We start from the raw sequence: 21,548 nt of genomic DNA on the forward strand, positions 1-21,548 counted from the left end.
GCTCCCGGTTCGATCCCGGTCTACTCGGCCGCGGTGGGCCGCCGCGAGGCCGCCGTCGCGTCGCGCACGTCGGTGAGCGGGCGCAGCCGGTAGGTGTACGTGTAGTCCCGGTCGGCGAACAGCTTGAACTCGTCGTGGGTGTGGGCGCCCCAGCTGTTGTCGCCGCCGACGCCCATCTGGCGGTGGTTCAGGCGCAGCACCACCTCGTCGCGCGGGGTGAGCTGGTAGTCGTGGCGTACGCCCGACGACAGGTCCTCCGGGGTGAAGTGGGACGCGTTGGCCTCCAGCAGGGGTTCGCCGGTGGCGAGCAGGCCGGTGCCGCGGGAGTCGGTCAGCGCGATCCAGCGGACGTCGGTCCTGTTGCCGTTCTCCTGCGGGCGGATGTAGGGGGTCCACTGCTCGGCGACGGTCCCGGAGTAGAGGCCGACGTCGGAGCCGGTGTTGCGGTCCCAGTAGTTCTCGTCGGGGCCGCGGCCGTAGTAGTGCAGCCGGTCCAGGCGGCCGGGCAGGAACAGCAGGGTGCCGACCTCCGGGATGTACGGCAGGTCGGCGGCGCCCGGGTGCAGGGTGTTGTCGACCTTGATCTCGGCGTTGCCGAACACCGTGTAGGTGGTGGAGTACGCCGACTCGGTCGTGGTCGGCAGGGTGCCGCTGACCTTGATCTCGACGGCCCGGTCGCCCAGGGTCCGCACGGCCACGTCCGTCACCGTGCGGCGGGCGCCGGCGTCGCGCCAGGTCTGGTTGCGGGTGTGCTGGCCGTTGCCCTTGTCGTTGTCGGTGGGCGCACGCCAGAAGTTGGGCACGGGTCCGGAGGTGATCAGACGGGTGCCGTTCGCCTCGTAGGACGTGATGGTGCCGGTGCGCTTGTCGACGGTGACGGAGAACCCCTCGCCGCGCACGGTGACGTCCTGGTCGCGGTCCTCGTAGCGCAGGACGGGGACGCTCGCCAGGCGTACGGGTGCGACCGCCGGGCTGCCGGCGTCCAGCGGGAGCTGCTGCCGGGCCACCTCGAAGCCCGCCTCGGCCCACGGCGTGGCGTCCTTGGTGGTGAAGGAGAGCCGGAGGAAGTACTCGGTGCCCGGCTCGGGGTCGTGCGGCAGGCGGACGGGGACGGTGATGTCCTTGCTGGACAGCGGTGGGACGTTCAGCTGGTCGCGGGTCAGCTTCCCGCGGCCCACGGCCCTGCCGTCGGCGACGAGTTCCCACCGGCCGTCGAACTCGCGGAGGTCGGTGAACAGGAACTCGTTGGTGAGGGTGACGGCTCCCGGGGCGCCGCCGGGGGCCGGGGCTGCGTTGATCGCCTGGTAGACGTGCTTGACCTCGGTGGCCTTGGCGGTGTGGCGGCGGTCGGCGGTGATGATGCCGTCCGCGACGAAGGCGCCGTCGTTGGGGTTGTCCCCCCAGTCGCCGCCGTAGGCGAGGAAGGTCTTGTCCTTCGGCCGCTTCGTCTCGGTCCTCACGGTGGCCGCGTCGAACCAGAAGCGCACGCCGTCGTCGCCGGGGCCGCGCCCCTCGGAGGCCAGTTCGGCGCCGGCGAGGGCACGGGCGTAGACGCGGGCGCGGCGGACGGTACCGCTGAACTCGCGGGTCTGGGCGTCGGCGTCGGTGGCCAGGGAGAGCGGCGCGGTGTTGCTGCTGGGGCGCCGGTCGGTGGTGCGGGTGGCCTTCACCGCGCCGTCGACGTACAGGGTCAGGGTGCCGGCGTCCGCGTCGAAGACGCCCGCGACGTGGTGCTCGCGGCCGGTCCAGTCGTCCGGCACGGTCCAGCTCGCGGTGATCCACTGGCCGGCCGAGTGGATGAAGAACTCCAGCCTGCGGTCGGTCTGCTTCAGCGCGTACTGGGTGTCGCCCTTGGCCAGGATGGGCTGGTGGAAGCCGGTGACGTGCGGGGTGACCCAGGCTTCCAGGGTGAGGGAGCCGGTGAGGTCGAGGCTGTCGTGGCGCTCGAAGACGGTGATGCCGGACAGGCCCTTGTCGCGGTCCAGGGTGCCGCGGGTGGCGAGGATCTCGCCGCGCAGCCCGGCCGGGCCCGACTCGGTCAGCAGGGTGCGGGGCGGGACGGGCGTGTACAGGGACTGGTCCACGAAGTCCCAGATCCAGCCGCCCTGGAGGACGTCGTACCGCCGGACGATGTCCCAGTACTTCTTGAAGTTGCCGGTGGAGTTCCCCATCGAGTGGGCGTACTCGATCATGACGTAGGGCCGGGTGTCGGAGGTGTCCTTGGCCCGCTGCTCCACGCGCTGCGGGCTGTCGTACATCTCCGAGCGGATGTCGCTGATGCCGGGGCGGTCGTCGCCCTCGTACTGGATGACGCGGGTGTCGTCGTAGGAGCGGATCCAGTCGTGCATGGCGGTGAAGGTGCTGCCCCCGCCGGCCTCGTTGCCGAGGGACCAGATGACGACGGACGCGTGGTTCTTGTCGCGGTGGACCATGTTCTGGGCGCGGGCGACGCAGGCGGCGGTCCAGTCCGGGTGGTCGCCCGGGTACTCGCCGCGGATGCCGTGGGTCTCGAGGTTGGTCTCGTCGACGAGGTAGAGGCCGTACTCGTCGGCGAGTTCGAGCCAGTACGGGTTGTTGGGGTAGTGCGAGGTGCGGACGCTGTTGATGTTCATCCGCTTGATGATTCCGATGTCCTCGACCAGGTCCTCGCGGGTCAGCGCCGTGCCGCGGACCGGGTGCATCTCGTGACGGTTGGTGCCGCGGAAGGAGACGGGCCTGCCGTTGATCCGCATGAGGCCGTCCTTGAGGGCGAACTCACGGAAGCCGACCCGGTGGGAGAGGGTCTCCACGACCTTGCCGGACGGGTCGCGCAGGCGCAGGACGGCGGTGTAGAGGTTCGGGTGCTCGGCCGACCAGAGCTTCGGCGCCGCCACGGCCCTGGCCGCGCGTACGGTGACGTCCTCGCCGGCGCGGACCGTGCCGAGGTCGGCGGACTGCTCCAGCGGCCGGGACCAGACGGCGTGGCCGCGGGCGTCGTACAGCTGGGTCTCCACCGTGTACCGCCCGGCGCCGGCGCCGCCGTACGCGCGCACGCTCGCGGTGACCTTGAGCTCGGCGCCGGTGTAGGTGTCGTTCAGCGGGGTGTCCAGCTTGAAGTCGCGCAGGTGCACGGCCGGCGTGGAGTAGAGGTGGACCGAGCGGAAGATGCCGCTCAGCCGGATCATGTCCTGGTCCTCCAGCCAGTCGCCGTCGGAGTAGCGGTAGACCTCCACCGCGATCTGGTTGGCGCCCGGCTTGAGGTGGTCGGTGATGTCGTACTCGGAGGGGGTGTAGGAGTCCTCGTCGTAGCCGACCGGTTCGCCGTTGATCCACACGTAGTGCGCGGACTTGACGCCCTCGAAGTGCAGGAAGGTGCGGCGGCCCGTCCAGTCGCGGGGGACGGTGAAGGTGCGCCGGTACTGGCCGACCGGGTTGTAGCGGGTGGGCGCGGCGGGCGGCTGCGGATCCTCGCCGAGGCCGTTGGGGCCCGAGTACGGGTAGGTGATGTTCAGGTAGATCGGGAAGTCGTACCCGTGCGTCTGCCAGACGGAGGGGACCGGGATGGTGTCCCAGCCGCTGTCGTCGGTGTCGGTGCGGTGGAAGTCGGCGTCCCGGTCGTCGGGCCGGTCGGCGTAGGCGAACTTCCAGGTGCCGTCGAGGCTGAGCCGGTAGGGCGAGCGGGTGCGGTCGCCGGCCAGGGCCTGTCGCACGTTCGCGTACGGCATGAGGGTGGTGTGCGGCGGTTCGGTGCCGAGCCGGAAGACGCCGAAGTCGTTCCACTCGGGGGGCTCTTCGGCGGCGGCGCGGCGGCCGGCCGCGAGCGCGGTGCCGGGAGACGCGGACAGGGCGAGCGCCCCGAGGAGGGCGCCGCCGCCCTCCAGGAGGCGGCGGCGGCTGACGACCGAACGGGGGCGGGGGGCCGGGGTACCGGCGGGTGACACGGGCGAGTGCGGCATGACCGTGGCCTTCCGTGTGGCTTCGGGGGCGGCTCAACGCACGGTGCTGCACCGGCCGTCGGCGATGGTGCGGACGCCAACTGCCGGTGATGGAGCGGCTACTGGATCAGGGTCACCCTAGGACTCGAACACAACCGAATCAATTACCCCGTCTGACTTTGTTGGTTCCTGATGGACAGGAGCGGCCTCGGGACGACCGGTCAGGGAACCCGGGCCCTCGGGGCACCCGGGACTGCCCCGAAGGCTCCTGACGCGGCCTCGGTCCCCGCGTAACGTCCTCGCGTGAACCTGTGGACCTCCCTGGAGCCCGCCTCCGCGACCGTGGACCCCGGCAGCAGTACGCGTGTACGGCTACGGGTACGCAACACCGGTGACGTGGTGGACGAGTACCGCTTCGAACCCGTGGGGGACGTAGCGCCCTGGACGACGGTCGAGCCACAGACCCTGCGCCTGTATCCGGGCACCACCGGCACCGTGGAGCTGACGTTCGCCCCGCCGCGCACGCCGGACGCGGTGGCGGGGCCGAATCCGTACGCGGTGCGGATCACGCCGACGGAACATCCCGACGCGGTGACCGTCCCCGAGGGGAACCTCACGATCACGCCGTTCTCCGAGGTGCGGGCCGAGTTGGTGCCGCCCACGGTGAAGGGCCGGTTCCGGGGCCGGCCGCGGCTCGCGGTGGACAACCTGGGTAATACGAAGGTGACGGCCTCGATCGCGGGCAGCGACCAGGGGGATCACCTGTCGTACGAGGTGCGTCCGGGGAACGTTCAGATCGAGCCGGGCCGTGCCGCGTTCGTGGAGACGACCCTGAAGCCGAAGCGGATGATCTGGTTCGGTGCGAAGGAGGAGCGGCCGTACACGTTGACGGTGCGCCGCTCCGGGGTCGATCCGACCAAGGTCGAGGGCACCTACGTCCAGCGGGGATTCCTGCCGCGCTGGCTCGCCACCTTCCTGGGGATCTTCCTCGCGGTCGCGATCGCGTTCGTGATGATCTGGATCGCGTACAAGCCGCAGGTCCGCACCAGTGCCACCGAGCAGACGCAGCAGGCGGGCGCCGCCCTCGCCCCCAGCCCCGGAGCCGGCCCGGAGCTCCTGCCCAGTGCCGCCGGGTCCGCGCCCGCCGATCGGCCTCAGGCGCAGGGGCCGCCCACGCGGGAGCCGCGGGACGACGGGGGCGACGGCGGCGGCGAGGAGGCGCCGGCGCCCGGGAAGTCCGAGAAGGAGACCCCCGGCGGGGGCGAGGAGGACGAGCCGGACGCCGAGGCCCCGGAGACCGTCGCCCCCGGCACGACCATCTACGGCCACGCCTCGAACCGCTGCATCGAGGTGGCCGGCCACGAGTGGCGGGACGGTGCGCCGCTGCAGATCGCGGACTGCAACGGCAAGAACTGGCAGAAGTGGGACTTCCGTCCCGACGGCACGATCCGGTCGCTGGGCCTGTGCATGGACGCGACCTGGGGCGGGACGGCCAACGGCACGGTGGTCCAGGTGGCGGTGTGCAGCGGCAACCCGGCGCAGCAGTTCATCCTGGCCGGCCCACGGGACCTGGTCAACGTGCAGGCCAACAAGTGCGTGGACGTCGTCGACGAGAAGACCGGCAACGGCGCGAGGCTCCAGCTCTGGGAGTGCAGCGGCCGGGACAACCAGAAGTGGAGCACCCGCTGAGCCGGCCCCGTGAGCGGCTCGGCGGGAAGGGGCCGGCGCTCCGGCGCCGGGATGGGGGACCCGGTCGACGGTGCGGTCGCGCCGGCGGTCCGTGACGGGGGCAGACGCCTCGGGAGCCCATCGAGCGAACCCGGGCGAGTGGCCCGGATCCGGGCGTCAGCCGGCCCGTGCCGCGAACGCCTCGTAGGCGCGGGCGTCGAACAGGACGAAGCGGGCCTCGGTCACGGACGTCGGCGTGGTGCGCACCGTCTCGACGGCGATGCGGGCCGCGTCGTCCACGGGCCAGCGGTAGACGCCGGCGGAGATCGCCGGGAAGGCGACCGTGCGGGCGCCCAGTTCGTCCGCGACCCGGAGGGACTCGCGGTAGCAGGAGGCGAGCAGGCCGGAGCGGTCCTCGGTGGCCGACCAGACCGGGCCGACCGTGTGGATGACCCAGCGCGCGTCCAGGTCGCCCGCGGTGGTGGCGACGGCTCGGCCGGTGGGCAGGCCCTTGCCGAGGTGCCCGGCGCGCAGCCGGCGGCAGGCCTCCAGGATCGCCGGGCCGCCTCGCCGGTGGATGGCGCCGTCGACGCCGCCCCCGCCGAGCAGGGAGGAGTTGGCCGCGTTGACGATCGCGTCGGCGCTCTGGCGCGTGATGTCGCCCTGGACCAGCGTGAGGGTGGTCATGTCTGCCTCAGCCTCCGCCACACGGCCTTCGCCGCGTTGTGTCCGGACATGCCGTGCACCCCCGGGCCCGGCGGCGTGGCCGACGAGCAGATGAACACGGCCGGGTGCGGGGTGGCGTACGGGAACAGGGAGAGCTTGGGGCGCAGCAGGAGCTGGAGACCTGAGACCGCGCCGGAGGCGATGTCCCCGCCGACGTAGTTGGCGTTGCGGGCGGCGATCTCGGGCGGGCCGGCGGTCGCGCGGGCGAGGACGCGGTCACGGAACCCGGGGGCGAAACGCTCCAGTTGGCGCTCGACCGCGTCCGTGAGGTCGCCGGTCCAGCCGTGCGGCACGTGCCCGTACGCCCAGAAGACGTGCTTGCCGGCCGGGGCCCGGGTGGGGTCCACGACTCCGGGCTGCACGGTGATGAGGAACGGCCGGTGGGGTGCGCGGTCCGTGCGCGAGGCGGCGTGCAGGGCTGCGCCGATCTCCGCGCTGTCGGCGCCGACCTGCACCGTGCCGGCGGTGCGGGGCGCCTCGGCCGTCCACGGGACCGGCCCGTCCAGCGCATAGTCGATCTTGAAGACGCCGGGGCCGTACCGGTAGTTGTCGTAGTAGCCGCCGAGGCCGGCGATGCGGGCCAGGGCCGTGGGCGAGGTGTCGAAGACGTACGCGCGCGCCGGCGGCAGGTCGTCGAGGCGCTTGACCTCGTAGTCGGTGTGGATCGTGCCGCCGAGGTCGGTGAGGTACGCGGCCAGCGCGTCGGAGATGGCCTGGGAACCGCCTCGGGCCACCGGCCAGCCGCGGGCGTGGGCGGCGAGGGCGAAGACCAGGCCGATGGCGCCGGTGGCGAAGCCGCCGAGCGGGGCCATGACGTGCGCCACGAGACCGGCGAAGAGGGTGCGGGCCCTCTCGTCGCGGAAGCGGCGCATCAGCCACGTCGACGGCGGCAGTCCGACCAGGCCGAAGCGGGCGAGGGCGACCGGGTCGCGGGGCAGCGCGGTGGCCGGCAGGGACATGAAGTCCCGGGCCAGCGTGTCCCACCCGGGGAGGAAGCGCTCGACCAGCCTGCGGTACGTGCCCGCGTCGCGCGGGCCGAAGGAGGCGGCGGTCTCGCCGACTGACCGGGACAGCACGGCGGCCGACCCGTCGGGGAACGGATGCGCCATGGGCAGCTCGGGGTGCAGCCAGCGCAGGCCGTACCGCTCCAGGGGCAGGGCGCGGAACGCGGGCGAGTTGATCCCGAGCGGGTGCGCGGCCGAGCACGGGTCGTGGCGGAAGCCGGGGAGGGTCAGCTCCTCCGTGCGGGCCCCGCCGCCCACGGTGTCCCGCGCCTCGAAGACGGCGACGGAGAAGCCGCGGCGGGCCAGCTCCACGGCAGCCGTCAGTCCGTTCGGTCCCGCACCCACCACGACCGCATCGAGCATCGACGGCACCTTCGGACTCCTTCGTCAGCCGATGGCCACTCGGGCTCAGGATATGCCGGGGCGCCGGCACGCCGCGGTCGCGGGTGACGGCCGGGCGGCCGGGCGGCGGGGCGGCGGGGCCGCCGCGAGCCCCGGGGGTCAGGCGGTCTCCCCCGAGAGCAGTGCCACCACCTGCCGGGCCGTGGCCGCGTCCCGGGCCGCGGTGAACGGGAGGTCGTTGCCGCCGGTGATGCGGAAGGGCTCGCCCGCGCGGGTCAGATGGGTGCCGCCCGCCTCCTCGACCAGGAGGATCCCCGCCGCGTGGTCCCAGGCCGCCTCCCAGGAGAACGCCGTGGCGTCGGACTCGCCGCGCGCGACGGCGAGGTACTCGAGGCCCGCCGAGCCGCAGGCGCGGGGTGCCACGCCGGGGGTGCGCAGGCTGAGCAGGGCGCGCTTCTGCTCGTCCGTCGTGTAGTCCGGGTGGGAGGTGGCGACCCGCAGGTTGCGCCCGGGCTCGGGCGGCCCGGCGTACAGCCGCTCGCCGTCCAGGAAGGCGCCCCGGCCCCGTACGGCCGTGGCGAGTTGGTCGAGGGCGGGCGCGTAGGTCCATGAGGCGTGCACCACCCCGTGCCGGGCCAGGGCGACCAGCGTGCAGAACCCGGAGTCGCCGTGCACGAACTGCCGTGTCCCGTCGACGGGGTCGACGATCCACACCGGTGCCTCGCCCCGGATCGCCTCGTACGAGGACGGGTTGGCGTGCACCGCCTCCTCGCCGACCACCACCGAGCCGGGCAGCAGGGCGCGCAGTGCCTCGGTCAGGAACCGCTCGGCCTTGCGGTCGGCGTCCGTCACCAGGTCGTGCGGGCCGGACTTCTGGTCGACCTCGTGGTCCGCGAGCCGGCGCCAGCGCGGCATGATCTCCTGGGCGGCCGCCTTGCGGACGGCCTCCTCCACCTCTTCGGCGTGCCGGGCGAGAAACTCGTCGATGGTTTCGTTGTTCTCGATCATGACTCCATGAGAGCACGCGCCACTGACAACTCCCACCCGGGTGGTGTATTCCGGATGGAACCGGCGTGAACACGGGGCCGCCCTCAGCGCCCCACCGCGTACCCCTGCGCGCCGCGCGGGTTCGCCGCCGCGGACAGGATTCCGGTCCTCAGGTCCCGGGCGACGGCACACAAGCGTCCCTCCGACCAGGGCCCGCCGACGGTGACGTCGTGCCCGCGGCGCCGCAGCTCAGCGACGGCCTCCTCGGGCGTCCTGGACTCCACGGTGAGGCTTCCCGCCCGCATGCCGCGCGGGAAGAACGAGCCGGGGAAGCCGTCGTTGTGCCAGTTCGGGGCGTCGACGGCGCCCTGGAGGTCGAGTCCGCCGCGCACCCGGGCGCGCAGGACGACCGCGAGGAAGAAGTGCAGCTGCCACTGGTCCTGCTGGTCGCCGCCGGGCGTGCCGAAGGCCAGGACGGGCTCGCCGTCGCGCAGGGCGAGGGACGGGGAGAGGGTGGTGCGCGGCCGGCGGCCCGGGGTGAGCGAGTTCGGCAGGCCCTCCTCCAGCCAGGTCATCTGCAGGCGGGTGCCGAGCGGGAAGCCGAGTCCGGGCACGACGGGGTTGGACTGGAGCCAGCCGCCGCTGGGGGTGGCCGAGACCATGTTGCCCCAGCGGTCCACGACGTCGAGGTGGCAGGTGTCGCCGCGGGTGCCCCCGTCGGCGTCGACGGCCGGCTCGCCGGGTACCGGGGAGGCCGGGCCCTTGGCGACGGTCGGCTCGCCGACTCCGAGGGCGTCCAGGCCCTCCCCCTCGACGGCCGCCACGCACGCGTGGGCGCTGAGCCGCGGGACGCGTCCGCCCGGGGCGCCCGGCCGCAGCTCGAAGGACGCCTTGTCCCCCACCAGCTCGCGCCGGGCCGCGTTGTACGACGGCGACAGCAGGTCGGCGAGCGGCACCCCGGCCGTGCCGCCGGCGTCGCCGTACCAGGCCTCCCGGTCGGCCATGGCGAGCTTGCATCCCTCGACCAGCAGGTGGACGTAGTCGGCGGAGCCGTACCGGGGCAGTTCGGGCGGGAGCAGCGCCAGTTGCTGGAGCAGGACGGGACCCTGGCTCCAGGGACCGGGCTTGCACACGGTCCAGCCGTTCCAGTCGTACGTGGCCGGCGTCTCGTAGGACGCGGACCAGCCGGCGAGGTCGGCGGCCGACAGGGTGCCGGTGTGACGCCGCCCGCTGGTGTCCATGGTGGGCCGTGCGGCCTGCCGCACGAGCGCCTCGGCGACGAACCCGGTGCGCCACACGTCCCGGGCCGCCTCGATCTGCGCCTCCCGGTCGCCCGCCCCGGCGACCTCGGCGAGCAGCCGCCGCCACGTGGCGGCCAGGGCGGGGTTGCGGAACGGCTCGCCCGGGCGGGGCGGCCGCCCGCCGGGCAGGTAGATCTCCGCCGAGGACGTCCACTCCGTCTCGAACAGCTCGCGGACGGTGCCGACGGTCTCCGCGAAGCGCTCCACGGGCGGGTGCCCGTGCTCGGCGTAGCCGATGGCGTACTTCAGCACGTCGGCGAGGTGCCTCGTGCCGTGGTCGCGCAGCAGGAGCATCCAGGCGTCGAAGGCCCCGGGCACGGCGGCGGCGAGCGGGCCGGTGCCCGGCACGAGGTCCAGGCCGAGCCCCCGGTAGTGCGCGACCGTGGCACCGGCCGGGGCGACGCCCTGACCGCACAGCACCCGCACCTCGCCGCCGGCCGGCGCGAGCAGGATCGGCACCTCCCCGGCGGGCCCGTTGAGGTGCGGTTCGACGACGTGCAGCACGAACGCGCCGGCCACGGCGGCGTCATAGGCGTTGCCGCCGTCCTCCAGGACCGCCATCGCCGACTGCGACGCCAGCCAGTGGGTGGACGCCACCATGCCGAAGGATCCCTGAAGCGTGGGCCGTGTGGTGAACTGCATGTCCCACCTCGGTGTTCGGGTACGCCGGACGACCCCTACGTGTACTACACATCCGCGTCCCGCGGGGCCGGTGCGTCCGGCGGGGGGGGGAACACCGCCGCGGCCGGCGCTGTTGCCGACCATGTGCGGAAACGGAGGCGGAACGGTGCACGGTGAGTACAAGGTCCCCGGCGGCAAGCTGGTCGTCGTGGACGTGGAGGCCGAGGACGGTGTGCTGCGGCACGTGCGCGTGGCGGGCGACTTCTTCCTCGAGCCGGACGAGGCGCTCGACGCCGTGAACCGTGCGCTGGAGGGCGCCCCGGCCGACACCGACGCCGCGGGACTGGCCGCGCGGATCGACGCGGCGCTGCCCGAGGACACCGTGATGTACGGGCTGACCTCGGAGGGCGTCGGCATCGCCGTGCGCCGGGCCCTCGCGCACGCCACGGACTGGACGGACTACGACTGGCAGCTCATCCACGAGGCTCCGCAGTCGCCCGCCCTGCACATGGCCCTGGACGAGGTGCTGACCGCCGAGGTCGCCGCCGGCCGCCGCCCGCCGACGCTGCGGGTGTGGGAGTGGGGCTCGCCCGCGGTGATCATCGGCAGTTTCCAGTCGCTGCGCAACGAGGTCGACGCCGGCGCGGCCGAGCGCCTCGGCGTCGAGGTGGTGCGCCGGATCTCCGGCGGCGGGGCGATGTTCGTGGAGCCCGGCAACACCATCACGTACTCGCTGTCCGTGCCGGAGGCCCTGGTGAAGGGCCTGTCCTTCCAGGACAGCTACGCCTACCTCGACGACTGGGTGCTCGGCGCCCTCGGCGACATGGGCGTCCGCGCCTGGTACCAGCCGCTGAACGACATCGCCACCGACCAGGGCAAGATCGCGGGCGCCGCCCAGAAGCGGATCGTGGGGCACGACGGCAGGCCCGGCGCGGTCCTGCACCACGTGACCATGTCGTACGACATCGACGCCGGCAAGATGCTGGAGGTGCTGCGCATCGGGCGGGAGAAGCTCAGCGACAAGGGCATCAGGAGTGCCAAGAAGCGGGTGGACCCGCTGCGCCGGCAGACCGGTCTGCCGCGCGAGGCCGTGATCGAGCGGATGATCGCCTCCTTCGGTGCCCGGTACGGGCTCACCCGGGGCAAGGTGACCGACGAGGAGCTGGCGCGGGCGCGGGAACTGGCGGGCACCAAGTTCTCCGGGCCGGCGTGGACCGCCAGGGTGCCCTGAGGTCCGTCTCCGTCACCGGCCGGGCACGCAGCGAGTTCGCCCTTCCGCCCCACAGGTACTCGTGTGAGACTGGCGTCCCCCGTCCGCAGTGCGGGCCCCTTCCGCACCGTCCCCCACGAGAAGTGCGCCGTGCGTTCTCTTCCCCTGCCGCTCGCCCTGACCGCGCGCCTGGTTCCGGTCGCCGTGCTCGCCACGGCGGGCTGGGTGATGTCGTCCGGCCCGGACTCCGCACCGGCCGCCGAGGACGGCACGCCGCCCGACGGCGGGCGCCCGTCCGCCTCGGCCCCGGCGACGCAGGCGGTGACGAAGACGTACGCCGCCGCCCCGGCGCCCTGCGGGGCCCTGGCCGCGAAGACGATCACGTCGCTGGTGCCGGGGGTCAAGACGGCGGGCAAGGAGATCCCGTCGACGGACACGCAGGTGCGCCGCACCTGCTCGTGGAACGCGCTCAAGGGGTACGACTACCGCTGGCTGGACGTCTCCTACGAGGTGATGTCCTCGGACGAGGCGGCGAGGAAGTCGTACAAGGAGCGGGTCGCCGACCGCAGCGGCGGCGGGGCCGTCCCGGGGCTGGGCGACGAGGCGTACTCCGTCGTGAACCTCACGACGGAGGACAAGCAGCAGACCCGGGAGGGCACCGTGCTGGTCCGGGCGGCCAACGCCCTGGTGACGATCACGTACAACGGCAGTGACTTCGAGACGAAGAAGGCCCCCGGCACCGACGAGATCAACAAGGGGGCCATCAAGGCGGCCAAGGAGGCGGTGGCCGCGCTCCAGGGCGGTCAGGCGGGCTGACCGCCCCGACGGTGTCTCAGCGGGCGGCCCGGCCGCGGGCGCCGGGCAGCATCAGCAGCAGGTACAGCAGCATCGAGGTGCCGAGGCCCACCGCCCAGCCGTAGTCGGCCAGCGGTTCGAGGAACGGCACGGGCCGGCCGTCGATCAGGGGGTGGAAGTCGGCGCCGCCGACGGCCAGGACACCGCCGCTGACGAAGGCGGCGACCGCCCGCCAGTTCCAGCCGCCGGTGTACCAGTACCGTCCGCCCTTGCGGTACAGGTCGACGAGGTCGAGGCGGGCGCGGCGCAGGACCCAGTAGTCGGCGATGAGGATGCCGGCGACCGTGCCGAGCAGCCCGCCGACCAGGCCGAGCCAGGTGAAGATGTAGCCCTGCGGGTCGGAGTACAGCCTCCACGGGAGGATCAGCACCGCGAGGACGCAGGTGATGAGGGCGCCGGCCCGGAAACTCACCCTGCGCGGCGCGACGTTGGAGAAGTCGAAGGCCGGTGAGACCAGGTTGGCCGCGATGTTCACGGACAGGGTCGCCACCAGGACGGTGACGAGGGCGAAGAGCAGGCCGGCCACGTTGTCCGTCCTGGCGGCGAGCTGCACCGGGTCCCAGATCGGTTCCCCGTAGACGGCCTGGGAGCCGGAGGTGACCATCACGGACAGGAAGGCGAACAGGGTCATGGTGGTGGGCAGGCCGAGGGCCTGGCCGCGGGTCTGGGCCTTCTGGCTCCTGCCGTAGCGGGTGAAGTCGGGGATGTTCAGGGACAGCGTGGACCAGAAGCCGATCATGCCCATGAGGGAGGGCCAGAAGAGCTTCCAGAAGTCGCCGCCCCAGCCCAGCTTCGACGGCTGGTCGAAGAGCGGGCCGAAGCCTCCCGCCTTGTCGCTCATCCACCACAGCATCACGAACGCGCCGACCAGGACGAAGGGCGCCGCCCAGTTCTCGAAGCGTCGGACGGTCTCCATGCCGCGGTGGATGATGACCACCTGGATCGCCCAGAAGAGCGCGAACGACAGCCACATGGTCCAGGCGTGGCCGCCGACCGCGGCGGCGTCCGTCCACCCGTCGCCGATCAGCTTGCCGGCCAGGAAGTAGATGGCCTCGCCGCCGATCCAGGTCTGGATGCCGAACCAGCCGCACGCCACCAACGCCCGTACGACGGCGGGCAGGTTGGCGCCGCGGACGCCGAAGGATGCGCGGGCGAAGACGGGGAAGGGGATGCCGTACCGGGGTCCCGCGTGTCCGGTGAGCAGCATCGGGACGAGCACGATCAGGTTGGCCAGGGCGATGGTGAACACCGCCTGCTTCCAGTCCATGCCGACGGCGATCAGGCCGGACGCCAGTGTCCAGGAGGCCGTGTTGTGGGCCATGCCGACCCACAGGGCGGAGAAGTTGTACGTGGTCCAGGTGCGCTTGCCGACGGGGACCGGCAGCAGGTCCTCGTTGGCGTACGGACCGCTCGGCGGCGGGGAGCCCGGGGCGAGCTCCACGCGCCCGTCGGGGAGGGTGACTTGGGCGGACGGCGCTGGGGCCGTGGGCGCGGTGTCGGTCATGGGCAGGCCAATCGTGCGGTGGGTCGGGAAAGGCCGTGCGGGCGGTGCCGAGGGGGGTGCGCGGGTGCGCCCTGGGCCCCCCTGCCCCGGGAGGGCGGGGGGCGTGCCGGGAGTCAGCCGTTGAGGGCCGGGATGATGTGGGTGCCGTACGCGTCGATGACGGCTTCCTGGGCGTCGTGCATGTCGTACACGGCGAACTGGTCGACGCCGAGGGCGCGCAGGGCGGTCAGCTTCTCGATGTGCTTCTCGACCGGTCCGATCAGGCAGAACCGGTCGACGATCTCGTCGGGCACGAACCGCGTGTCCGGGTTGCCGCTGCGTCCGTGGTGGGCGTAGTCGTAGCCCTCGCGGGCCTTGATGTAGTCGGTGAGTTCGTCGGGGACGGCGGCGGAGTGCTCGCCGTACTTGGCGACCAGGTCGGCGACGTGGTTGCCGACCATGCCGCCGAACCAGCGGCACTGCTCGCGGGCGTGGGCGAGCGCCTCGGGCGAGTCGTCGGCGGTGACGTAGGCGGGGGCGGCGACGCAGACCGTCACGTCGGACGGGTCGCGGCCGGCCCCCGCCGCGGCGTCCTTGACGGCCCGGACCATGTACTCGGTGAGGTAGGGGTCGGCGAGCTGGAGGATGAAGCCGTCGGCCTCCTCCCCGGTCATCCTTAGGGCCTTGGGTCCGTACGCGGCCATCCACACGGGGAGTTCGGCACCGGGTTTGATCCAGGGGAATCTGACGACGGTCCCGCCGCCGAGGTCGGCCTCCTCTCCCCTGCCGAGCGCCCGGACGACCCTCATGGCCTCGCTGATGCGGGCCAGGGTGTTGGGCTTGCGGCCGGCTACGCGCATCGCGGAGTCGCCGCGGCCGATGCCGCAGACGGTGCGGTTGCCGTACATGTCGTTGAGGGTGGCGAAGGTGGACGCGGTCACCTCCCAGGTGCGGGTGCCCGGGTTGGTGACCATCGTGCCGACCTTCAGCCTGGTGGTGTGGGCCAGGATCTGGCTGTAGATGACGAACGGTTCCTGCCAGAGCACGGCGGAGTCGAAGGTCCAGCCGTGCGTGAACCCGTTGCGTTCGGCCCGTTGCATCAGGCTGACGACGCGGGAGGCCGGCGGGTCGGTCTGCAGGACGAGTCCGAAGTCCATGGGCACCGCTCCTAGTTCAGGTACTGGCAGGTGGAGCGCGGGGTGTAGACGCCGTGGCCCTTGCGCCCGGTGTACTCCCGCTCGGTGATCACCGGCTCGCCGCGCGAGAGCACGGTCTCCACGCGGCCGGTGACGCGCTTGCCCTCGTACGCCGAGTAGTCGACGTTCATGTGGTGGGTCGCGGCGGACATGACCTGCTCGGCGTGCGGGTCGTAGACGACGATGTCGGCGTCGGCGCCGGGCGCGACGGTGCCCTTCTTCGGGTACAGGCCGAACATGCGGGCCGGGGTGGCGCAGGCGATCTCGATCCAGCGGCGCCGGCTGATGTGTCCGTCGACGACGGCCTGGTGGAGCAGGTCCATGCGGTTCTCGACGCCGGGCATGCCGTTGGGGATCCTGGAGAAGTCGCCGCGGCCCAGCTCCTTCTGCCCGGTGAAGCAGAAGGGGCAGTGGTCGGTGGAGACCACCTGGAGGTCGTTGGTCCGCAGGCCCCTCCACAGCGCCGCCTGGTGCTCGCGCGGGCGCAACGGCGTGCTGCACACGTACTTGGCGCCCTCGAAGTCCGGCTCGGCGAGGTTGTCGGTGGACAGGAACAGGTACTGCGGGCAGGTCTCGCCGAAGACGTTCAGGCCGTCGTCGCGCGCCCGGGTCAGCTCGGCGACCGCCTCCTGGGCCGACACGTGCACGACGTACAGCGGCGCGCCGGCGACCTGGGCGAGCCGGATGGCGCGGTGCGTGGCCTCGGCCTCCAGCAGGGCCTTGCGCACCTCGCCGTGGTGGCGGGGGTCGGTCTCGCCGCGGGCGAGGGCCTGTTCGACCAGGACGTCGATGGCGATGCCGTTCTCGGCGTGCATCATGATCAGTCCGCCGTTGCCTGCGGCGCGCTGCATGGCCCGCAGGATCTGGCCGTCGTCGGAGTAGAAGACGCCCGGGTAGGCCATGAACTGCTTGAAGGAGGTGACCCCCTCCTCCACCAGCAGGTCCATCTCCTTGAGCGTCTTCTCGTTCACATCGGAGACGATCATGTGGAAGCCGTAGTCGATCGCGCAGTTGCCCTCGGCCTTGGCGTGCCAGGCGTCCAGGCCTTCGCGCAGGGAGTGGCCCACGCTCTGGACGGCGAAGTCGACGATCGTGGTCGTACCGCCCCAGGCGGCGGCCCGGGTGCCCGTCTCGAAGGTGTCCGCGGCGTAGGTGCCGCCGAAGGGCATCTCCATGTGGGTGTGGCCGTCGACGCCGCCCGGGATGACGTACCTGCCGGTGGCGTCGATCGTCCGCTCGGCCGAGAACGCCTCGGCGGCCGGGGTGCCGGACGCGGCGAGGGCGGCGACGCGGCCGTCCTCGATCAGCACGTCGGCGTGCATCTCGTCGGACGCGGTGATGACGAGGCCACCGCGGATGACGGTACGACTGCTGGTCATGCTGGTCCCTCCTGTCGGGAGCGGTCGGTCAGGGCGCGGTCAGCGGCGCGTACGCGCCCGGCGCCCGGTCGCGGTAGAACTGCCAGCGGTCGCGGACCTCGCGCAGCTTGGCCATGTCGAGGTCCCGGACGACGAGTTCGGTCTCCTTGTCGCTCGCGACCTCGCCGACGAACCGCGCTTCGGGGTCGACGAAGTACGAGGTGCCGTAGAAGTCGTTGTCGCCCAGCTCCTCGACGCCGACGCGGTTGATGGCGCCGACGAAGTACTCGTTGGCGACGGCCGCGGCCGGCTGCTCCAGCTGCCACAGGTAGCCGGACAGGCCCCGCGAGGTGGCCGACGGGTTGAAGACGATCTCGGCGCCCTGGAGGCCGAGGGCCCGCCAGCCCTCCGGGAAGTGCCGGTCGTAGCAGATGTAGACGCCGATGCGGCCCACGGCCGTGTCGAAGACGGGCCAGCCGGAGTTGCCGGGGCGGAAGTAGAACTTCTCCCAGAAGCCCTCGACCTGCGGGATGTGGGTCTTGCGGTACTTGCCGAGGTAGGAGCCGTCGGCGTCGATCACGGCGGCGGTGTTGTAGAGGACGCCCGGCTGCTCCTCCTCGTACATCGGCAGCACCAGGACGATGCCGTGCTCGGCGGCGAGTCGCCGGAAGCGCTCGACCACGGGGCCGTCGGGGACGCGCTCGGCGTAGGCGTAGAACCCGGGGTCCTGCACCTGGCAGAAGTAGGGCCCGTAGAACAGCTCCTGGAAGCAGAGGACCTGGGCTCCCTGGGCGGCGGCGTCGCGGACCGCCTGCTCGTGGACCCGGATCATCGATTCCCTGTCGCCCGTCCAGGCGGTCTGGAAGAGCGCGGCACGGATCACTCGGCTCATCGTCAGCCTCCACTCGCTCGGTGTGCTGCGAGCGTAGGGACGGCGGGCGGGTGGTTCGACTGGCACGGTGTCACGTCTGCGGGTGTCGGGCATTGCACGGTGTCACCCCTGTTGTGCGTCGTGGGCGAGGAGCGCGATGTGAACGGACGCGGCCTGCTCGAAGTCGTCGAGGTCCACGCCGAGCCGGGCCTGTATGGCCTCCAGCCGTCGGTACAGGGCGGGCCGCGAGACGTGGTGGAGCTGGGCGGTGCGGGACTTGTTGCGGCCGGTGGCGAGGTAGGTGCGAAGGACGGGGAGCAGGTCCTCCTCGGGGCCGCGCAGCAGCCCGTCCAGCTCCCGTTCGGCGAAGGACTGCACGTGCGGATCGTCGCGCAGCAGCCGCACCAGACCGCGCAGGTGGATGTCCCGCAGCCGGACGACGGGCGGCAGGCCGAGGGCCGCCGCGGAGTCGGTGACGGCGTCGGCGACGTGCCGCGCCTCGCGCAGGCCGGCCGGTACGTCGTCCCAGGCGGTGCGGGCGTCGGCCGCGGCGACCACGGTGCCGGCGGCGCCGGGTTCCGTGCGCAGCCGGGCCGCGAAGTGGTCGGTCAGCGCCCTGGCGTCCTGGTCGAGGGCGAGACTGAGCAGTACGGCGGTCGCTGCGCCGGTGAGCCGCGCGGCGAGGCCCGGCAGGCCCAGCAGCCTCAGCACCCGGCCGGCCCGGACCGGGTCCGGGCCGCGGACGACGAGCGGGACGAACACGCGCCGGTTGACCGGCAGTCCGGCCGCCCGTGCCCTGGGCAGCAGCTGCCGGGCCGGTACGGCCCCGCCCGCGAGGTCGGTGAGCAGGCTCCGTGCGGACTGCTCCTCCCAGGAAGGCGTGGTGGGGCCGCCGAGCATGCGGTGCAGGACGAGGGCCTCGGCGGCGCGGTCGGCCAGCAGCCGTCCGGCGGCCCGGTCGCCGCGGTGGCCGCACAGCACCAGCCGCCCCCAGCGCTCCCCGCGGCAGGTCAGCTCGGCGCGGATCCAGCCGTCGCCGGCGCCTGCCCCGGCCTGCCGGGCGATGCGTTCCCAGTCGCGCAGCACGTCGTCGACGGCGGCCCGCTCCCCCGCCGTGGCGAGGACGCGGTGGGCGAGGTTGGTGACGACGACCGGGCAGCCGGCGTGCCGGGCCACCTCGTCGAGCAGACGCTGCCCGGGGGCGCCCGCGGTGATCAGTGCGGTCAGTTCGGTGCGCACGGCCTCGGAGAGGCTCACGGCCGCGTACTTGCGGCGCAGCAGCCGGGACTGGACCTCCTCGGTCAGTTCGGCGAAGGGGAAGGGGCGGTGCAGGACGACCATGGGGAGCCCGCACCGCTCGGCCGTCCGGCGCATCCCGTCCGGCGGGGCGGGGAAGGCGCGGCCGAGCCCGAGGACGACGGCCGAGGCCTCCGCGCGGTGCAGGGAGCGGATGTACTCGCTCTGCCGGTCCTCGTCGCCGGCGAGCAGCACTCCGGTGGTGAGGACCATCTCGCCGCCGCTGAGCATCACGCCGACGTCGGCGGCCTCGGCGACGTGCACCCAGCGCACCGGCCGGTCGAGCAGGCCGGCGCCGGCCACCACCTCGGGCTGCCCGGCGAGCACCCGCTCCAGGGCGAGGACCTGACGTACCGACAGGGCGGGTTCCCAGAACTCCCGGGTGGTGGTCATGGCGGCGGTACCTCCGCTCGGGGCACGGTTCGGCGCAGGGCCGTCACAGGCTCCGCAGGGCGCGTTCGAGGATCGCGGCGCCCTCCTCGGCCTCCGCGACGGTGAGGGACATCGGCGGGGCGACGCGCAGGGCGCTGGTGTCGTGGCCGCCGCCCTTGCCGATGAGCAGCCCGCCCGCACGGGCCTCCTCCAGCACGGCGGAGGCGGCCCGGGGGTCGGCCTCGTCGGTGCCGGGCCGGGTCAGCTCGATGCCGATCATCAGTCCGCGTCCGCGCACCTCGCGGACGTGCGGCACCTGCGCGGCGACGGCCCGCAGCCGTTCGATGAGCAGTCCGCCGACGCGCCGGGCGTTGCCCTGGAGGTCGTGCTCCAGCAGGTAGGCCAGGTTGGCGAGACCGGCGGCCATGGTGACCTGGGTGCCGCCGAAGGTGGAGATGCTGTTGGAGTCCAGGCAGTTCATGATCTCGGCGCGCGCGACGACGCCGCCGATCGACATGCCGTTGCCGATGCCCTTGGCGAAGGTCACGATGTCCGGCGGGCCGCTGCGTCCGTGCGCCTGCCAGCCCCAGAAGTGCTCGCCGGTGCGTCCCCAGCCGGTCTGCACCTCGTCGGCGATCCACAGGATGCCCCGCTCGTGCAGCACCTCGCGGAAGGCGGCGTACAGGCCGTCCGGCGGGGAGGTGAAGCCGCCGACGCCCTGGACGGGCTCCGCGATCAGCGCGGCGGGCGGGCGGGTATGGCCGAGGAGGTCCTTCAGGTCGGCGACGCAGGCGTCGACGAAGTCGCGGTCGTCCAGGTGCGCGTAGGGCCCGCGGGTGCGCACGCCGCCGTGCACGTACAGCGTCTGGAGCGGGGACAGCGAGGTCGGGGACCAGCCTCGGTTGCCGGTGATGCCGACGGCGCCGAAGGAGCGGCCGTGGTAGCTGTTGCGCATCGCGAGGATCGTGTTGCTGCGCCGGTGGGCGGTGGCGAGGAGCAGGGCGGTGTCGTTGGCCTCGGTGCCGGAGGTGGTGAAGAAGACGCGCGCGTCGGGGATGCCGGAGAGCTGGGCGATGCGCTCGGCGAGTTCGATCATCGGCCGGTCGAGGTAGAGCGTCGAGGAGTGGATGATCCGCCCGGCCTGCTCGCTCACCGCCTTGGTCACCTCGGGCAGGGCGTGCGCGGTCATCGTGGTGAGGATGCCGCCGAAGAAGTCGAGGTACTTGTTGCCGGCGGAGTCCCATACGTGCCGGCCCTCGCCGTGGGTGAGCTCCAGCGGGTCCTCGTAGTAGAGGGCGAGCCAGTCGGGCAGGACGGCGCGGTGCCGGGTGAACAGGTCCTTGGTCACGGCTGCACCAGCCCTTCGTAGGCGTCGGGACGGCGGTCGCGGTAGAAGGCCCACTGCTGCCGCACCTGCTCGATGAGGTCGAAGTCCAGGTCGCGGACGACGAGTTCCTCCTTGGTGTCGCTGGCGACGTCGCCGACGATCCGGCCGCGCGGGTCGACGAAGTACGACGTGCCGTAGAAGTCGTTGTCGCCGTACTCCTCCTGGCCGACCCGGTTGATCGCGGCGACGAAGTACTCGTTGGCGACGGCCGCCGCGGGCTGCTCCAGCTGCCACAGGTGGGCGGACAGGCCCCGATGGGTGGCGGACGGGTTGTAGACGAGCTGGGCGCCGCCGAGACCGAGCTGCCGCCAGCCCTCCGGGAAGTGCCGGTCGTAGCAGATGTAGACGCCGACCTTGCCGACGGCGGTGTCGAAGACGGGCCAGCCGCGGTTGCCGGGGCGGAAGTAGAACTTCTCCCAGAAGCCCTCGACCTGCGGGATGTGGTGCTTGCGGTACGTGCCGAGGACGGTGCCGTCGGCGTCGATCACGGCCGCGGTGTTGTAGTAGAAGCCGGACTGCTCGACCTCGAAGACGGGGACGACGATCACCATGCCGGTCTCGCGCGCGAGGGCCTGCATGCGGCGGGTGGTGGGCCCGTCGGGCACGGGCTCGGCCCAGCGGTAGTGCTCGGGGTCCTGGACCTGGCAGAAGTAGGGGGCGTTGAAGACTTCCTGGAACCCGATGACCTTCGCCCCCTGCCGGGCGGCCTCGCGGGCGTGCTCCTCGTGTTTCGCCACCATGGACTCGGTGTCGCCGGTCCAGGTGGCCTGGACGAGAGCGGCACGTACGACGTTGGCCATGAGCTGCTCCTTCGACACGACGTCAGAGCCTCTACGCCCGTAGAGCAGGCCGTAGAGGCACGAACGTAAGCCCCTCGGACGGGCTTGCCAAGACCATCGTCGTCAAGCCGGGGTGTCGATCACGTTTCGCACCCCTGCGGGTGAGTGGTGGGGCGAG

The 21,548-nt window shown here is 72.6% G+C and carries 15 protein-coding genes; 3 read left to right on the forward strand and 12 right to left on the reverse strand.

Annotation, left to right across the window (positions count from 1 at the left end):
• Positions 1 to 20: 20 nt before the first annotated feature.
• The gene (locus ACFWJB_RS22110; protein ID WP_386924202.1) at positions 21 to 3,935 is read right to left on the reverse strand and encodes a glycoside hydrolase family 2 TIM barrel-domain containing protein; all 3,915 of its coding nucleotides are present in this window, start codon (positions 3,933 to 3,935) and stop codon (positions 21 to 23) included.
• A 282-nt stretch (positions 3,936 to 4,217) separates the two neighbouring features.
• Between ACFWJB_RS22110 and ACFWJB_RS22115 the strand changes: the two genes are divergently transcribed.
• Entirely contained in the window at positions 4,218 to 5,603 is a 1,386-nt protein-coding gene (locus ACFWJB_RS22115) for a ricin-type beta-trefoil lectin domain protein (protein WP_386924204.1), read from the forward strand.
• 156 nt (positions 5,604 to 5,759) lie between these two features.
• Here the strand turns inward: ACFWJB_RS22115 and ACFWJB_RS22120 are convergent, their stop codons facing one another.
• The 4 genes from ACFWJB_RS22120 to ACFWJB_RS22135 form a co-directional block, all read right to left on the reverse strand.
• Entirely contained in the window at positions 5,760 to 6,269 is a 510-nt protein-coding gene (locus tag ACFWJB_RS22120) for an O-acetyl-ADP-ribose deacetylase (RefSeq protein ID WP_386924206.1), read from the reverse strand.
• Complete coding sequence (locus ACFWJB_RS22125) at positions 6,266 to 7,675, reverse strand: phytoene desaturase family protein (RefSeq protein ID WP_385458744.1); 1,410 nt, start codon at positions 7,673 to 7,675, stop codon at positions 6,266 to 6,268. Before ACFWJB_RS22125 ends, ACFWJB_RS22120 begins: the two co-directional genes overlap by 4 nt.
• A gap of 138 nt (positions 7,676 to 7,813) precedes the next feature.
• Positions 7,814 to 8,662, reverse strand: coding sequence for an inositol monophosphatase family protein (locus ACFWJB_RS22130; RefSeq protein WP_386924208.1), 849 nt, complete (start codon positions 8,660 to 8,662; stop codon positions 7,814 to 7,816).
• Positions 8,663 to 8,745: 83 nt separating this feature from the next.
• Positions 8,746 to 10,584, reverse strand: coding sequence for a gamma-glutamyltransferase family protein (locus ACFWJB_RS22135; protein WP_386924210.1), 1,839 nt, complete (start codon positions 10,582 to 10,584; stop codon positions 8,746 to 8,748).
• Positions 10,585 to 10,729: 145 nt separating this feature from the next.
• On the opposite strand from ACFWJB_RS22135, the gene ACFWJB_RS22140 reads away from it, so the two are divergent.
• Positions 10,730 to 11,794, forward strand: a complete 1,065-nt coding sequence (locus ACFWJB_RS22140; protein ID WP_386924212.1) for a biotin/lipoate A/B protein ligase family protein — start codon at positions 10,730 to 10,732, stop codon at positions 11,792 to 11,794.
• 129 nt (positions 11,795 to 11,923) lie between these two features.
• Positions 11,924 to 12,589, forward strand: a complete 666-nt coding sequence (locus ACFWJB_RS22145; RefSeq protein ID WP_385458751.1) for a hypothetical protein — start codon at positions 11,924 to 11,926, stop codon at positions 12,587 to 12,589.
• A 16-nt stretch (positions 12,590 to 12,605) separates the two neighbouring features.
• Here the strand turns inward: ACFWJB_RS22145 and ACFWJB_RS22150 are convergent, their stop codons facing one another.
• From ACFWJB_RS22150 to ACFWJB_RS22180, 7 genes are all read right to left on the reverse strand, one after another.
• Positions 12,606 to 14,132 carry an NCS1 family nucleobase:cation symporter-1 gene (locus ACFWJB_RS22150; protein WP_386924215.1) on the reverse strand — a complete coding sequence of 509 codons (1,527 nt, stop codon included), beginning with the start codon at positions 14,130 to 14,132 and terminating at the stop codon, positions 12,606 to 12,608.
• A 113-nt stretch (positions 14,133 to 14,245) separates the two neighbouring features.
• Positions 14,246 to 15,268: a TIGR03842 family LLM class F420-dependent oxidoreductase gene (locus ACFWJB_RS22155; protein ID WP_386924217.1), complete on the reverse strand. Its 1,023-nt coding sequence runs from the start codon at positions 15,266 to 15,268 to the stop codon at positions 14,246 to 14,248.
• An 11-nt stretch (positions 15,269 to 15,279) separates the two neighbouring features.
• Entirely contained in the window at positions 15,280 to 16,686 is a 1,407-nt protein-coding gene (gene hydA, locus ACFWJB_RS22160; RefSeq protein ID WP_385458757.1) for a dihydropyrimidinase, read from the reverse strand.
• Positions 16,687 to 16,714: 28 nt separating this feature from the next.
• Complete coding sequence (locus ACFWJB_RS22165) at positions 16,715 to 17,557, reverse strand: nitrilase-related carbon-nitrogen hydrolase (protein ID WP_385458759.1); 843 nt, start codon at positions 17,555 to 17,557, stop codon at positions 16,715 to 16,717.
• A gap of 102 nt (positions 17,558 to 17,659) precedes the next feature.
• Complete coding sequence (locus tag ACFWJB_RS22170; RefSeq protein WP_386924219.1) at positions 17,660 to 19,225, reverse strand: PucR family transcriptional regulator; 1,566 nt, start codon at positions 19,223 to 19,225, stop codon at positions 17,660 to 17,662.
• A gap of 43 nt (positions 19,226 to 19,268) precedes the next feature.
• Positions 19,269 to 20,552 (reverse strand): aspartate aminotransferase family protein, encoded by a 1,284-nt coding sequence (locus ACFWJB_RS22175; protein WP_385458763.1) that lies wholly within the window; start codon positions 20,550 to 20,552, stop codon positions 19,269 to 19,271.
• Positions 20,549 to 21,391, reverse strand: coding sequence for a nitrilase-related carbon-nitrogen hydrolase (locus ACFWJB_RS22180; RefSeq protein ID WP_386924222.1), 843 nt, complete (start codon positions 21,389 to 21,391; stop codon positions 20,549 to 20,551). The genes ACFWJB_RS22175 and ACFWJB_RS22180 overlap by 4 nt, the downstream gene beginning before the upstream one ends.
• Positions 21,392 to 21,548 lie beyond the last annotated feature (157 nt).

It is taken from the genome of Streptomyces sp. NPDC127100 (assembly GCF_042724095.1).
In the GTDB taxonomy this organism is placed as follows: domain Bacteria; phylum Actinomycetota; class Actinomycetes; order Streptomycetales; family Streptomycetaceae; genus Streptomyces.

Bases quoted from the DNA above. Each gene is read 5' to 3' on its own strand.
- ACFWJB_RS22110 (WP_386924202.1), bottom strand. From the start codon at position 3,935: ATGCCGCACTCGCCCGTGTCACCCGCCGGTACCCCGGCCCCCCGCCCC.
- ACFWJB_RS22120 (WP_386924206.1), bottom strand. From the start codon at position 6,269: ATGACCACCCTCACGCTGGTCCAGGGCGACATCACGCGCCAGAGCGCC.
- ACFWJB_RS22125 (WP_385458744.1), bottom strand. From the start codon at position 7,675: ATGCTCGATGCGGTCGTGGTGGGTGCGGGACCGAACGGACTGACGGCT.
- ACFWJB_RS22130 (WP_386924208.1), bottom strand. From the start codon at position 8,662: ATGATCGAGAACAACGAAACCATCGACGAGTTTCTCGCCCGGCACGCC.
- ACFWJB_RS22135 (WP_386924210.1), bottom strand. From the start codon at position 10,584: ATGCAGTTCACCACACGGCCCACGCTTCAGGGATCCTTCGGCATGGTG.
- ACFWJB_RS22150 (WP_386924215.1), bottom strand. From the start codon at position 14,132: ATGACCGACACCGCGCCCACGGCCCCAGCGCCGTCCGCCCAAGTCACC.
- ACFWJB_RS22155 (WP_386924217.1), bottom strand. From the start codon at position 15,268: ATGGACTTCGGACTCGTCCTGCAGACCGACCCGCCGGCCTCCCGCGTC.
- hydA (WP_385458757.1), bottom strand. From the start codon at position 16,686: ATGACCAGCAGTCGTACCGTCATCCGCGGTGGCCTCGTCATCACCGCG.
- ACFWJB_RS22165 (WP_385458759.1), bottom strand. From the start codon at position 17,557: ATGAGCCGAGTGATCCGTGCCGCGCTCTTCCAGACCGCCTGGACGGGC.
- ACFWJB_RS22170 (WP_386924219.1), bottom strand. From the start codon at position 19,225: ATGACCACCACCCGGGAGTTCTGGGAACCCGCCCTGTCGGTACGTCAG.
- ACFWJB_RS22180 (WP_386924222.1), bottom strand. From the start codon at position 21,391: ATGGCCAACGTCGTACGTGCCGCTCTCGTCCAGGCCACCTGGACCGGC.